This is a genomic window from Vallitalea guaymasensis (assembly GCF_018141425.1).
GTDB lineage: Bacteria > Bacillota > Clostridia > Lachnospirales > Vallitaleaceae > Vallitalea > Vallitalea guaymasensis.
Genome location: NZ_CP058561.1, coordinates 3,916,646 through 3,932,266, shown reverse-complemented (window position 1 = coordinate 3,932,266; position 15,621 = coordinate 3,916,646). Strand labels below are relative to the sequence as shown.

Here is a 15,621-nt window from a genome sequence, read left to right as displayed (position 1 = left end):
TTACCTAACATTTTTCCGTAATCATTTTATGTATTCTTTTACTCTCTTGTGAATCTATCATGACTTCTAATAAGTTGACACCTTTTGATTCAATAGCTTTCTTGAAGCTTATCTCAAAATCTTCATAATCATTAATCAATCTGTAATTGATATTATATAAGGTAGCAAGTCCACTGAAATCAATACCATGTTTAGTTAAAAACAAGTATTCAAAATTCCTTTCCTGACTCTGTGGAAGATATCTAAATATTCCACCGCCCCCGTTATTGATTAATACAATAACAATATCAGCACCTTCCATCTGAGAAACTAACAAACCATTCAAATCGTGATAGAAGGACAAATCACCTATAAGCAAAACTGTATTATCAGCAACCTGTGCAACACCTAATGCAGATGAAACTATGCCGTCAATTCCATTAGCTCCTCTATTACAAAGTATCTTTATATTTTTCTTGTACTTATCTCTGAAATAGCTGTCTACATTGCGAATTGACATACTATTGGCAACAAAGAATCTAGTATCTTCCTTCATGGATTTTTCCATCGTCTTTATTATGTTACCTTCAACTATAGCTTCTTCTTTAACAACATCATCTATGTTCTTGGTGTATTTTGATTGAAGGTTAATCCATTTATCAAGATAACCACAATCCTTTAGCTCATAATTGATTGAGTTACAAAAACTTTGTTCCCCAGCTACAATATAATCTGTAATAGAAAGAGTTGAACTGACATAGTTAAAATCTGGTGCAACCTTGATATATCTAACATTATCATTATATCTAATGAATTTATTCAAGGGTTTTGATACAAAAATGTCCCCAAAATGAATTATATAATCTACTTGTAATTCTGAATATATCTCTTCATTCTTTAATATTGAATCATATGTATATATTATATTTTTGCTTAACCTACTTCTAAAATTGGAAATAGGGTCAGCTAATATTGGAACCTTAAGTTTTTCTGATAAAGCTATTACTTCATCAAAATAATTTTGATTGATATCAACACCACATATGATGATACCTGATTGGTACTTAGAAAAATCTACGTCCAAGTTATAATCATTACCATTATATGATTCAAAAAAATTATAAGTATGCTTTCTTCTGCCTAGAGTAAAATCAAGTTTATCAAATTCTGGAACTAAAGGATCTCGCAATGGTACATTGATATGTACTACTCCCTTAGGTAGAGCCATAGCCATACTGTAACTTCTGTCTATCACTGTCCTTGCATATCTGTAATATAGTTCATCATCTTTTGGTAATGCCAGTTCTTCATAATGTTTAACAAAATTATTATATATATTGTTTTGATTTATTGATTGAGGTGCACCAACATTCCTTAGTTCATGGGGTCTATCTGACGTAAGTACTATAAGCGGTATCTTGGAAGCTGTTGCTTCTGTAACAGCTGGCAAATAATTACAAGCAGCAGTACCGGAAGTACACACTAATATTACTGGTTCACCTAGTTCTTTTGCTATTCCTAGAGCGAAGAATCCAGCTGAACGTTCATCAATATTGATATATGTCTTAAAATCCCCTTCCATGAAAATCATGGATAAGGGTGTTGACCTAGACCCTGGACTAATTACTACATGTTTTATTCCTAATAAATATAATTCATCAATTAATGCTCCTATATAGTTAGTCATAATTTATCTCCTTACAAACACTCTAAAATAGTTTTAAGTTTACCTTCCGTTTCTATATATTCTTTTTCACAATCTGAATTCTTGACTATACCACAACCTGCATATCCATAGAGCTTATCATCTTCAATCATTCCTGACCTTATTCCAACCACGAATACGCCATTACCAGATTCATCTATCAAACCTATAGGCGAAGCATACATACCCCTTTCATGGGTTTCGTGTTTTCTTATTATTTCAAGAGCAATATCTCTTGGAGTGCCTCCTAATGCAGGAGTTGGATGTAATCTGTCTCTCCATGTGATAATATCATCAGTGCTATCTGTCAAAAGTTCAGTATGTAGATGATAAAGATTTTTTGCTTCCAGAAGTTTTCTTTTGGAAACATATGTATTGTTACCGTATTTCTCTAAGGTCTTTTTGATTGTTGATACTACCAAATCATGTTCATGGGAATTCTTTTCATCTTTTAAAAATTCTTCTCTGTTCTTAGAATCATTTTTCTTATCCTTAAGGAGAGTTCCTGCTACAGCATGACTGATTATTTTGTTTTTCTTTTTTTCTAGCAATATTTCTGGTGTAGCTCCTAGAAAGCACTTGTTTCCCTTGGAATAAGCAAAAATAAAGTTCCCTGAATTATTATCAATCAATCTTTTAATTATGCATTCTTCTCTTGGTCTCTTGGATAAATCAACGATAACCTCTCTTGATAGAACCACCTTGTTAATTTTCTTTGTCAGTATTTTATCGTAGCTAATGTTAAATAGCTCTTTCCAGTCATCATAATCTGTATTAGTAAGAGTATAATTATAATACTCTTCGTCCATTGTATTATCACAAAACTTCCTATCTATACCTTGATAATATAGTGTCTGTTTATTATCCTTTATCTTCAAATAATAGGAAAAAGCAATATTTTCGGACTTGAAGTCATTCCATATACTGTCTTTCACATTATCAAAAAATGTTTTTGTAGAAAAAATATATTTGTATCCATCAAAGCTTTCGTTGTGTTTGAAAGTCTTCAACCTCTTGGCACCCATTATTATTTCTTTTTCGTTTGGGTTATAAAACAAGAATTTTTCTTCATCTTGGAAATCATTCCAAAAAGAGAATATATTATTAAGATTCAACGATTTCTCTTTATACATACAATAACCTCTCTTATACAATTAATTAAGCAATATCTCTTCCTACAGCTTTTGCTAATACTCTTAGTTCCTTAACTAGTTTTTTATAACAAAATGGTGTCAATGTCTGTTGTCCATCTGATACTGCATTCTCTGGATCTTCGCAAACTTCTATTATTAGTCCATCCGCTCCTACAGCTATTGCTGCTTTTGAAAGAGATGATACCATCCAGTCTCTTCCACAAGCGTGACTTGGGTCAACAATTATTGGCAGATGACTTAATCTTTTAATAGCTACCACAGCACTTAGATCCAAAGTATTTCTAGTGTAAGTTTCAAATGTTCTTATTCCTCTTTCGCATAGGATTACTTTATCATTACCATTTGCCATTATATATTCAGCAGATAATAGAAATTCTTCTATGGTAGCAGACAAACCTCTCTTAAGCAAAATTGGTTTATTGATTTTACCTAATTCTTTTAGAAGGGCATAGTTCTGCATATTTCTTGCACCTACCTGTATAATATCTGCATATTCAACAAACTGATCCATATAATCCGCTGACATTATTTCTGTAACTATTGGTAATCCTGTTTTCCTACTAGCTTCTTTTAGATATTCTAAGCCAGCAGTTCCTAATCCTTGAAAAGTATATGGAGATGTCCTTGGTTTAAAAGCTCCCCCACGTAAAAACGAAGCCCCATCCCTTTTAACTTTTTTCGCTATATCTTCTATCTGTTGTTGGCTCTCTACAGAACAAGGTCCTGCAATCAATGCTATATTTTTTCCTCCTATAGTTTTTCCTTTGATATTATAGACAGAATCCTCTGAATGAAATAATCTATTTGCTTTTTTATAAGGATCTTTGATCTCTATATACTTATTGACTATATCTATTGATTCAATACTATATGGGTCAATTTTATGAGTATCGCCACTTAATATGAGAACCTTAGAATCTAGTCCATTAACTTTATGTGCTTGTACATTCTTATTGTCCAGTATTTCTAATAATCTATTAATATCTTTATCTTCCGATTGAGATTTTAGTACTATTATCATAATCCCTCCTATTCTCTTTTCTCATTTATTTTATTTGTGATTATTTTTGTTTTTAATTATTTATTTCTATATTGTCTTAATAATATTACAAATTACTACATTAAATTATATAATACTATATTATTTTTATTTTCAATCTTATTTTATTATAATTGATAATGATTGTCAATATCTTTTACCAAATAAAAAAATATAATACATTATATAATTTCTCCTTCTTCATATTCTTTTATTGTTTCATAGAACATAATTCCTTTGTTATTCATTTTGTCTATAAAACTGTCCACAGAGATGATATCTGTAACATAATAAATACCATGCTCATTTGGTTCAGTATCCATTATTATTTCAATTACATTAGCACCTACAATGCCTGATATATCATTTCCAGCTCCTTGGTATAGCATTTTCCCCTCTATTTCTATTTCACTATTATCTTTTATCCCTTCACAGGTCATATAAATCATGGTAAAGTCCCTTAGACTACTATCTCCTACAAACTGCCCTGTCATATTTTTTGCTAATACATCTTTACCTAGTCTTTTGCTGTCTTTTATTATTAACATAGCATTCTCAATGTCCTCTTTGTTATAGAAAGTATTATAAAAATATGCTTCATCTATATTATTGTTCTGGCACATTTTCTCGAATTCTACATTAATAATAGGATAACAATATCTGCTCCCTGCTGGTTCTGGGAGGCTGCACTCTTGTATTTTATTGTTGTCCACACTAGTAATGCATCCTCTATCTATATATTTCATCCCTTTACCAACTTTATTCAGGATTCCGCATATGTAATCATATGCGGAACTGAAAGATAGTTTCCCTTGAGTAGTAAAATAGAATTTCAGGCTATTTACAAGGTCAAAATATTTTTTGATGATATACTTAGGATATATCTCTGTTAATCCTGGGTAGACTCCACAAGCTATAATGAATAATAACTTCTTGGATCTTATTATGTCCTCTTTAGTTTTTAATAACTCATAGAGCTTCTCTCCACCTGAAACATCTACATAATGTACCCCTCGTTCAATACATGCTAATGCAACTTTTTCTAATATAATTTCACTAGGACCTGAGCAATTCAAAACCATACTGCATCTACTGCAAAATTCTTCAAGCTGTACTTTGTTATTAATATCAACTTGTACATATTCTTTTATGGAATCAGAAACGTCAAACATCGTTTCTAATTTGTTCTTGTCTCTAGACCCTAGAAGTAATTTATAATCTGTATGTTCCATAAGCGTCTTAGCTGCTTTTTTTCCTACACTGCCTGTTGCTCCTAAAATACCTATAGTATTATATTTCTCCTTCTTCATACTCTTCATCATCCTTGCTTAATTCCTCATCAATAAAATCTCCTAATGATTTTATTGTAGGATTATCAAAAATATCTTTTAAAGCTATATTGATTTTTTTCTCTTTAAAAACATTTATTACTTGAATGGCTAATAATGAATCTCCTCCTAGTTCAAAGAAATTATCATCTATGCCTATCTCATCATATTTTAGAATATTACACCATATAAGAGCGATTTCTTTTTCTGTATCATTCGTAGGATATCTCTTTTCACCTATCAAAGTCATATTAGATTTTTCGTTCATCTCTTTTATCTTAGCCCTATCTATTTTTCCATTATTGGATAAGGGGAATCTATCTAGTACAACAAATTTCTTAGGCATCATATAATCAGTAAGCTTATGACTTAATAATTCTTTTATCCTTTCTTGGTTAAAAGAATAATAAGTGTCTTTGGCTTCTGCTATGAAGAAATTATCCATATTGTACACTCTCTTATAACTGCTGTCTTTTAATAATTCTATCCATCTGGATGCTGATAAAAATGGTAGTTTGCTCTCTTTACGTTCATCCGTAAGGCCTTCATATCCATCTTCAAAGAAAGCTGTTGTATTAAGAATCAATTTATTATTTTCCGTTGGCTCAACAAATAATAGATATCCTCCCGGTTCTATCATATCGTTAAGGTATTCTACTGTCTTTCCTATATTATCTGATCTATGAAGGCAATTGTCTGCAATTATGATATGGTATCTTTCATCTTCATAACCTTGCTCCATAGCTGATTTATTCATATTGAATAATTTGTATTCTATGCTTATATCTCCTAGACTCTCTTTTTTCTTGTTCAAGAAAAAGTTTGATTCATCTGAATAAGTATATTCTACATTGGTTCCTAAGCCTTCTACCAAGTCTTTTGTGATATTAGAAGCTCTGCTTCCAATTTCCAGTACTTTGACTTTCTTATCTTCTGAATGTATTTTTAACAACTTATCAAATACATGCAACATAAGCTTTTTATTATACTCTGTGGTTAGATTATATTTATTAAGATATTCTGGTGTTAGAAATACCTCTTTTTCCTCTAACAATAACTCTAAAGGTTCTATCTTACCTCTTAATATCAAATTATAAGTCTTAATATCTCGTCTGATTTTATTGATTATGTCCAATGCTTTTGCATATACATCTTCGTGTGACTTTATGTATCCAGCATTAGGCTTTATAGGAATTTTAACTAATATCATGCTATCACAATAATATCTATTATCTTTTATTTTGATAATGTTTTCATCTATTAACATGTCCAGCCAACTGTTAATAAGTGTTCTGTATCTAGCTATATAACCTGCTTTTTCCATTATTTCATCTATGGTATATTCCTTGAAAGCTTCATCAAATATACCTGCCTCAAAAAAAGCTCTGCATATACCATAAATGCTGGCATAATCAGTAAACTTACGAAATTCATCTAATATCTTATGATAATCTGGTGTCTTAATATTACTGTCTATAGTAGTTATATACTCACTTAACTCATTCCAATGATATAGAGTATCTACAGATTCCACTTTCACTTCATCATATATCTTCTTTTCATCTTCTATGATTATATTAGCTATCAAGTATCCTACACCTAAGTCTTTAGTATCCATAAGAGTTACAACACTATCTGCAATACCATCTATACTACTAATTGCTGATTCAACCTCTCCTAATTCAACACGATAACCATTTATCTTGACCTGCAAGTCTTCTCTTCCAAGAAACTCTATATTTCCATCAGGGAAGTATCTTGCCATATCACCTGTATAATATAACCGTTCACCTTTTTCAGAATGATATATGAATCTTTCTCTTGTTTTATCTTCGTCATTCCAGTATCCTCTTGCAAGACCTTCTCCAGCAATATATAATCTACCTTCGACCCAGTTAGGACAATCCTCCATCAGTTCATTCAAGATATGGTATCTCTGATTGGTAAGGGGCTTCCCATAAGGTATGCTTTTCCACTTATCATTGATATCTTCCACTATAAATATATTTGACCAGATAGAGGCTTCTGTCGCTCCTCCTAGACCTGCTACGACAGCATTTTCAAATGCAGCTTTTATTTTATCTGGCAGATTAAGAGGTATCCAGTCTCCACTTAACAATACTAACCTTAGATCAGTATTATCTATAAGCTTATTATCATAGTCATATTCAATAAGCATCTGCATGAATGCAGGAACAGTATTCCATACGGTTATATTCTTTTCATCTAATAGGTCAATCCAATAATCAGGTTCTTTTGCTTTTGTACTTTCAGGTATGACAATGGCTCCTCCACAGGATAACATTCCAAATATATCATATACCGATAAATCAAAATTAAGGTTTGACAATGCTATTGTTCTATCATTATGATCTATATTAAAACGCTTATTGATATCTAAAATGGTGTTAACTGCACCTTTATGATCTATGACAACTCCTTTTGGTACTCCAGTTGAACCAGATGTATATATTACATAAGCTGAATCATCAGGTTTTGTCCCATCTACATAATCATCTATGGTTTTATCAGATATCAAAACTTCGTCAACAGACAGCTTAATTGCTCCTTCTATATCTAACTCATTATATAGAACAGATTGGGTCAAAATAATATTTGTATCAGCTTCTTTTAATATCACTCTCATTCTGTCTACTGAATTACTGGAATCTATAGGTAGATAAGCAGCTTTTGCCATCATTACACCTAGAACCGCTGGAATTTGTTCCCAACCCTTGTTCATGACTACAGCAATCAGGCTCTTATCATCAATGTTTTTTACTTCGATATATTTTTTTATTTCATATGCATACAAAAATACTTCCTTATATGTTAGTGTTCTATCATTATTGATGACAGCTATATAATCAGGATTTTCCTTGACTTGCTTTAAAAACAAGCTTATCAATGTTTCAGAAGCCATAGGAGCTTTTGTATTATTTGCTTCTATTCTTGACTGGTCTAAAATACTAATCAGGTTCCAAGTATTATTTGTCCACATATCTTTATTGACTGCCAAATCAGTTAATAATTTTTCATAGGCTGACATTATTTCATTAACCAATCCATCAGGAAAAATCTTATCAATTACATCCCAGAAAAGATATAGATTACCATCCTTTTCTGCTACTTGATGATCCAACCATACCTGTGGTGTCTCTGACATGTTATATTTTATCTTTGGGAAATCATTACTTGCCTGATCCCCATCCAGACTTATCCCTAGACCACTTGTAAATACTATTGGCATAATAGGTGACGAATTATCCTTGGACCCAAGCTTACTGTATTCTCTCTGAACTTCAACTCCACAAAAATATGGGTGGTCAAGATTTTGCCATAATTTCTTTTGTACATTTTTACATCTTTCCAAGAATGTTGCTCCATTTTTTCTGTCTACCGACAACATAACAAGAGAAGTAAAGTCCCCGATTATATCATTTATCCTATCATGAACAGGTAATCTATTAAATCTGGTCAAGTTTATTGTAAAATCTTGTGTCTTGCTGAACCTTCCTATCACTTCTGAAAATGCAGTCAATAAAATGGCTGAAGGTGTAATATTTTCTTTTTTCCCTATAGATTTAAGTCTATTCCACCTATCACTGACTAATATGGATTCATAATGATTGAATCTAGCTGTTTGAAGAGAATCCGGACTATTTTCAATAGGTAATTCTGGTGCAGGAGGCATACTCTTAATTTCATTCAACCAATAATTTTTATCATTCTCATATAAGGATGTTTCTTTTATTTTCTGTAGAGCCAATACATAATCTCTAAAGGAAAGGTGTATTTCTGGCAGTTTATAATCTATATCTGAATATAAATTTTTCATTTGTTCCATGAATAATGAAATACTCCATCCATCAAATATAATATTATCAAAGTTCATATGTAATCTTATCTTATCATCGTAATAAGTTGCCCTAATGTCAAACAAAGGCCATTTATCTATTGATAGAGTAGTGTGAGAAATCTCTTCTCTTATCTCATCCAACTTTCCCTTTATATTAGAAATACCTCTTAAATCTGTAGTTTTGATATGATAATCAGGTACTTTTTCAAGTATTACCTGTTTATGTTCTTCTGGCAGGATAACAGCTCTTAACATATCATGGTAACCTATTAATACATTCAAGGCATTCTCTAATTTTTGTATATCAATTGTACTTCCTTCTAATTCATAATAATAATGAGTAGATACATCTCCCAGAGTATACAGACCACTACGTCCTATCAGATAAGCCTGTTGTATTTCTGTTAATGGGAATGGTTCATATTTCATCTTATCATTTATTTCAATGTATTTTGCCAATTCTTTATTTTCTTGGTAAGCTTCTTCTATATCATTATTAGCTAAAACCTTTTCTATATGGAGTATTTGTTTTTCAAAAACTGGCTTTGTAAATATTTCTTCTAATGATAATCTTACATTCAGTTTCTCAGAAACTAATGCACTTAATCTAGTTGCGAGAAGTGAATCTCCTCCTAAAGCAAAATAGTTGTCCAAGGTACTTATCCTATCTACTTGCAGTATTTCACTCCATATCTTGGCTAAAGAAATCTCTAATGGTGTTTTTGGTGATATACACTCCTTAACGTCTTCTTCTATATTCATCTCGGTCAAACTCTTGATATCAACTTTTCCATTAGATGTTATAGGCATTTCTTGGATAATGTTGAATGAAGTAGGTACCATATAGTGTGGTAGTTTATTTTCCAAGTAATCTGATAGTTTCTTAGTATCTAATGTCAAATCCTTATTTTCTAATACTAAGAAAGATACCAGATATTTACCATTTAAGTTGTTTACAGGTATTACAACACTATCTTTTATGTTATGAAATCTATTTATAGCTATTTCAATCTCTGTTAATTCAATACGGTGACCTCTTATCTTAACTTGAAAATCTTCTCTTCCAAGAAATTCTATATTACCATCTGATAGATAACGTCCTAAGTCACCTGTCTTGTACCAACGTTCACCCTCCCACATAACAAAACTGTTTTTTGTCAACTGTTGCTCATTAACATACCCTCTTGCTACTCCATCTCCACCAATCCATAATTCTCCAGGCACATAGTCTGGACAATCTCTTCCTTGTTTGTCAGCAACTCTGAATTTCTGATTGGTCAATGGCTTACCATAAGGTATGGACTTCCACTCATCAGGTATAGGTAAAGTTACTTCATAATGATTAGACCATATGGAAGCTTCTGTAGCACCACCTAGACCAACCATAGATGAATTAGAAGCAATCTCTTTTAATTTCTTGGGTAAATGAAGACCAATCCAATCTCCTGAAAGTAAAGCTAATCTAAGAGTTGGCATACTGATGTGTTTACTCTCTGCCATCACTAACAGCATATCTAACAGTGCTGGAACAGAATTCCAAAGAGTTATATTATACTTGTTTATTAATCTAACCCATTCATCAGCATCTCTATAGGATTCTTCTCTAATCAATACTACAGTTCCACCAACATTTAGTAAGCCGAATATATCAAATACAGATAAATCAAATGCCACTGAAGAAACACTTAATATTTTATCGTTTTCTTCTATGTGATACCTGTTTATAATATCTGTTATAGTATTTAAAGCATTGAAATGAGTTATCTCAATACCTTTTGGCTCGCCAGTTGAACCAGAAGTAAATATTATATATGCCAGATTACTACCATCTATTTCATTAATCTGGGAAATTGGCAGTCTTTCTTCTTTTTTTCCTTCTTCTATATTTAATATCTTGATTGATGAATCTAGATACTTGCTTTCCTCTAACTTCTTATTAATCATCAGATATTTTACGTTCGCTTTTTTATACATTACATTTTGTCTAACTATAGGCTGGTCGGCAGCAACTGGAACATAGTGTGCTCCAATAGATACAATTGCCATTATAGCAATAATCTGGTCTACTCCCCGCTCCATTGTCATTCCTACTGCCATCTTTTCTTTTACGCCTTGCTTCCTAAGATAATTAGCGACTTTCAACGTATCATCAAGTAATTCTCCATATGTATATTGTTTACCATTTGTATCTATTACTCCTATTTTATCTGGCTTCATTGAAGCATACTTAAAGAATGAAGTATGCAGGTTATTTTCTAATTGTAAAGCATTCTTTTTATTTATTTCTTCTCTTATCTTAATCTGTTTTTCAGGAACTAAGTGGGGTATGCCATTCCATATATCATCATCAGCCCCTAATTGTTCCAGCAGTAAAGTGAACCTGTTAAACATATCATCCAGCATACCCTTAGGGAACAGTTCTTCCACAGAATCCCATATAAGTAAAACACCATCTTCATAATTAAAAATCTGTAGATCAATCCACACTTGGGGAGTTTGAGATATCATATATGTTATTTCACCAAAAACATCTCTGAACTCATTATTTATAAGTGGCTCACCTAAGTTACAGGAAAATACTACTGGTGCAAAATTTTTCTGCTCTTTATGTAATTTCGCTAAATCACGTTGAATTTCAACTCCTGAGTAAGCAGAATATTTCATGTTATTATGGAATTGTTCTTGTATCTTTTTAGCTGATGAAACAAAGGATTCTTCATTAGTAAAATCCATTTGCATAAGTAGCAGATTCGTGAAGTCCGCTACTACATTCTCTAATTCTTTATCTAAACAATCTCTATTAAAAAGAGGAATATTCATCAAGAACTGTTCATTACTGCTCCATCTTTTAATTATCTTTGAATAAGCTGTTAAAAATATCATTGCAGGGGTTAATCCATATCCTGCAGACTTTCTCCTTATCCCTTCCCAATGAGATTTATTCAAAAAGTATTCGTGCCTTTTGAATTTGACATCTTCTATCTCTTCTGTTTTTTTCGCTAAAGGTAGAGAAGGTGGTCCCTGTAATGTATCTAATATACTATCCCAATATTTTTTTGCTTCGTTCTTCATTACTAATTGATTTTTTTCAAACTTCTTTAGATATCTACCGAAACTCCAGTTTTTTGGAGCTTTTGGCATCTGGTTTCTATTGTAGATGGCTACTAGGTCTCTTAATATTATCTGGAAGCTCTGAACATCTGCAACAAGTAAATCAATATCAAAATGAATTCTTGTATTATAATCTGGCAATATGCTTATTTCCATACCTGTTACTTTACCATTTTCAATATCCAAAAGTCTGTGTGCCATTCTTTTTCGTATCTTTTCGAGTTCAAGTGATATAATATCTTCTGTCATATCTTTTAGATCATGTATTACTATTTCTCTTTTTTCTGGATTACTTATTATTTTTTGTTTACCATTACTAGTATATTTAACTCTAAGCATAGGATGATGTGATATCAATGTATTCCATGCATCTTCTAATTTCTCTGGTATCACATTTTTTCCATCTATCTCAAGATATCCATGACAACCTACACCACCTAATATCTGATGTTTTTCCCTTCCTATCCAATAAGCGTATTGTACATCTGTAAGAGAAAATTCTTCCTCGTCATCTATATATTGTATAGTCTCAATTTTTTCTTTCGTTTCATTTAATTGATTCTTACTATCTATACTAATTTTATTCTTATTAATTGATTCATACCATTTATCCAGATAGGGCTTTGATATAAGATCCACAAATGTTATTCTTATACCTTTTCTACGCCATACATTGGCTAATCTCATTATTTGCAATGAACTTAGTCCCAGCTCCAATAAATTTTGAGAAGCAGAGAAATCTATAGGTTCACCTAACATCTTATTAATATCTTCTTTTATATTTTCATAACTATATATAATATCATTCATAACTTACCTCCTTAATATTATTCCAGCATCTTCTTTAGTGTTACTTTATCCACTTTACCAACATTAGTTCGAGGTAAAAAATCAATTACTTTTATCTTATCGGGCATTCTATATGCAGCTACTCCTTCATTCCTCAAGAATTCATTTATATCTGTAAAGTTTATATCATAATCATCTGTAGTTATAAAGGCACAAATAGCTTGTCCTAGGTTTTTATCAGGCATAGGAACTACTGCCACATCTTTGATGTCTTTATATTTCCTTAGATGGTCCTCAAGCTCTGCCGGAACAATCTTCTCTCCTGCTCTATTGATAATCTCTATAATACGTCCTCCCAGCTGTATGTTGCCTTCTTCAGTGAATCTTGCTCTATCACCTGTACGGAAAAAGCCATCATCCGTAAATGCCTTTTCATTCAATTCTGGCGAATTATAGTATCCAGTAAATGTATATGGTCCTTTTTCAAGTAATTCCCCATACTCACCATCTTCTACTTCTTCTCCATTCTCATCAACTATTTTCACCTCATCACCCTGTGAAATGGGGCTTCCTTGGCAAGTAAATGCAATTTCTACAGGGTCATCAAGAGAAGTAAAGCAGGTTAAGCCTTCACCTAATCCATATCCCTGCTGAATCTTGCACCCCATCGTCTCTGATAATCTTTCTGCGGTATCATATTCTATTTTGGTGGCACCTACTATTACTAACTTGATACTTGAAAAATCTGCGCTCTCTCCCCACATGACAGCATCTAACCATACTTCTCCTATGGCTGGTACTAATGCCATTACTGTTACCTGCTCCCTTTCTATCATAGGAAATACTTCATCTGGGCTTGAGGTTTTACAAAGTACTACTTTTCCTCCTGATAATAGAGTACCTAATACCCCTGGACTGCAAAATGGAAAATCATGTGCTATTGGTAAAAAAGCAAGATAAACACTTGTCTCATCTAATCCACATCTAACAGCACTGGCTTTAGCATTATACATATATGCTGAATGAATCTTGGGTATTAGTTTGGGCTTTCCTGTTGTTGTTCCTCCTGATAATAAGAATAGTGCAGTTTTTTTATAGGAAGGTTCATCTTCAATATCAGAAGGTTCTATGAACAAATCATTAAGGTTGATGTAATCTCCTGCTTGTCCGTCTGTTATAATCAATTTTAAACAAGGATATTTCTTACTCATTTTTTCTGCCATAACTGAATAATCAAATCCTAAGAAATCAGTAGGTATGATATAAGCTACAGGCTTAGCAATATTAAAGACTCCATTAAGTTCTGATTCCCTATGGGCTGGCAATGAAAAAACAGGTCTTGCACCTATACGAAATAGTGCGAAGCATGTTATAACGAAAGCAATTGAATTAGGTAGTTGAACCACAACATTATCCCCTTTTCCTATTCCTGTTTTATAGAATCCTGCTGCTAATTCATAGACTTTCTGATTCAATTCCCTATAGGTTATTCTTTTGTCTTCTTCAACTAATGCTATCTTATCACCATATTTTTCTGTCCAGTTTTCAAGATGCTCTCCCATTGTAAAAGGTTCATAATACCCCTGTTTTTCATATGTATCATAAATATCATTAAAATTCATCATAATACCCCTTCCTCATAACAATCTTTCTGGAATTCCAAAATGTATTCAAAATCGGCTAATCCATATATCTTATTGAGTACTAATCCACTCTCTTGGCAGATATCAACCAACTCATTTTCAGTTCTCTCTTTTCCTCCACACATTGACCATATATGCAGGTCACTCATATACAAATATAGATTCTTCTTCTCAATCTTTTCTGGAATTATCTTTTCAATTATAAGTAGTCTTGAATGTTCATCCATATTGTTTTTTACATTTTTCAATATATTAATGGCATCTTCGTCTTCCCAATCATGAATGATTCTAGATAGAATGAATATATCTCCTTGTATATTTAATTCTACAAAGAAGTCACCAGAAACAAATCTGCATCTATTGGAAAGACTATGGCTACCAACGTTTTCTTCAGCTTCTTTTCTTACATGCTCCAGGTCAATTATTGTCCCTGAACTATTATGATAAGATAATAAAAATTTACTTATGATATCTCCTGCTCCTCCTCCAATATCAACAATCTTCAATTTATCATCTTTATTATATTGTTGTTCCAAGTATGGACTTAGATTCATGTTCCTACTTGAACTTCTCATCATCAAATTAAAATTATCAAATTTACCATCATCTAAAGCTTGGGCATCAAAAAATTCATTTTTACTCACTAATTTGAATGGGTATATATTTTTTGATAATGCCTCATACATATATGACCAACATGTCATACACTCTCTACCGTTGAATAAAACAAATCCTTTTAATGATTTTTCGTCATATTCGGATAACTTTTGACCTAATCTAGAAAGACTTAATAATTCATCTTCTTCATTAATAAAACTATTAGCTACTAGAGGTCTAATCAACCTATATGTCTTATCTCTTGATATGTTTATTTTCTCACTCAAATCATTAATACTCATATCTTCATTATATAAATAATCAAATATATTAAGTTCACATGAAATATACATCAAATAAGCAGTGTAATAGCCTTGTATCTTAGATATAATGATATTTTCTTCTAATTCCATAATA

The 15,621-nt window shown here is 31.9% G+C and carries 7 protein-coding genes; all 7 read right to left on the bottom strand.

Features of this window, described 5'->3' with window-relative positions; genetic code table 11:
- Window positions 1–4: 4 nt before the first annotated feature.
- The 7 genes from menD to HYG85_RS16785 all read right to left on the bottom strand — a co-directional run bounded on the left by menD (window position 5) and on the right by HYG85_RS16785 (window position 15,617).
- Complete coding sequence (gene menD / locus HYG85_RS16815) at window positions 5–1,666, bottom strand: 2-succinyl-5-enolpyruvyl-6-hydroxy-3-cyclohexene-1-carboxylic-acid synthase (protein ID WP_212690629.1); 1,662 nt, start codon at window positions 1,664–1,666, stop codon at window positions 5–7.
- An 11-nt stretch (window positions 1,667–1,677) separates the two neighbouring features.
- Window positions 1,678–2,817, bottom strand: coding sequence for an isochorismate synthase (locus tag HYG85_RS16810; protein ID WP_212690628.1), 1,140 nt, complete (start codon window positions 2,815–2,817; stop codon window positions 1,678–1,680).
- 25 nt (window positions 2,818–2,842) lie between these two features.
- The gene (aroF, locus tag HYG85_RS16805; RefSeq protein WP_212690627.1) at window positions 2,843–3,859 is read right to left on the bottom strand and encodes a 3-deoxy-7-phosphoheptulonate synthase; all 1,017 of its coding nucleotides are present in this window, start codon (window positions 3,857–3,859) and stop codon (window positions 2,843–2,845) included.
- Window positions 3,860–4,059: 200 nt separating this feature from the next.
- Window positions 4,060–5,187: a saccharopine dehydrogenase NADP-binding domain-containing protein gene (locus HYG85_RS16800; protein ID WP_212690626.1), complete on the bottom strand. Its 1,128-nt coding sequence runs from the start codon at window positions 5,185–5,187 to the stop codon at window positions 4,060–4,062.
- Entirely contained in the window at window positions 5,168–12,985 is a 7,818-nt protein-coding gene (locus HYG85_RS16795) for a non-ribosomal peptide synthetase (RefSeq protein WP_212690625.1), read from the bottom strand. Before HYG85_RS16795 ends, HYG85_RS16800 begins: the two co-directional genes overlap by 20 nt.
- A 17-nt stretch (window positions 12,986–13,002) precedes the next feature.
- Window positions 13,003–14,589 carry a (2,3-dihydroxybenzoyl)adenylate synthase gene (locus HYG85_RS16790; protein ID WP_212690624.1) on the bottom strand — a complete coding sequence of 529 codons (1,587 nt, stop codon included), beginning with the start codon at window positions 14,587–14,589 and terminating at the stop codon, window positions 13,003–13,005.
- On the bottom strand, window positions 14,586–15,617 hold the full coding sequence (locus HYG85_RS16785; RefSeq protein WP_212690623.1) for a methyltransferase: 1,032 nt from the start codon (window positions 15,615–15,617) through the stop codon (window positions 14,586–14,588). The genes HYG85_RS16790 and HYG85_RS16785 overlap by 4 nt, the downstream gene beginning before the upstream one ends.
- Window positions 15,618–15,621 lie beyond the last annotated feature (4 nt).

What these genes read in the sequence shown, in the direction of transcription:
- menD (WP_212690629.1), bottom strand. Translation starts at nt 1,666, where the DNA reads ATGACTAACTATATAGGAGCATTAATTGATGAATTATATTTATTAGGA.
- HYG85_RS16810 (WP_212690628.1), bottom strand. Translation starts at nt 2,817, where the DNA reads ATGTATAAAGAGAAATCGTTGAATCTTAATAATATATTCTCTTTTTGG.
- aroF (WP_212690627.1), bottom strand. Translation starts at nt 3,859, where the DNA reads ATGATAATAGTACTAAAATCTCAATCGGAAGATAAAGATATTAATAGA.
- HYG85_RS16800 (WP_212690626.1), bottom strand. Translation starts at nt 5,187, where the DNA reads ATGAAGAAGGAGAAATATAATACTATAGGTATTTTAGGAGCAACAGGC.
- HYG85_RS16795 (WP_212690625.1), bottom strand. Translation starts at nt 12,985, where the DNA reads ATGAATGATATTATATATAGTTATGAAAATATAAAAGAAGATATTAAT.
- HYG85_RS16790 (WP_212690624.1), bottom strand. Translation starts at nt 14,589, where the DNA reads ATGATGAATTTTAATGATATTTATGATACATATGAAAAACAGGGGTAT.
- HYG85_RS16785 (WP_212690623.1), bottom strand. Translation starts at nt 15,617, where the DNA reads ATGGAATTAGAAGAAAATATCATTATATCTAAGATACAAGGCTATTAC.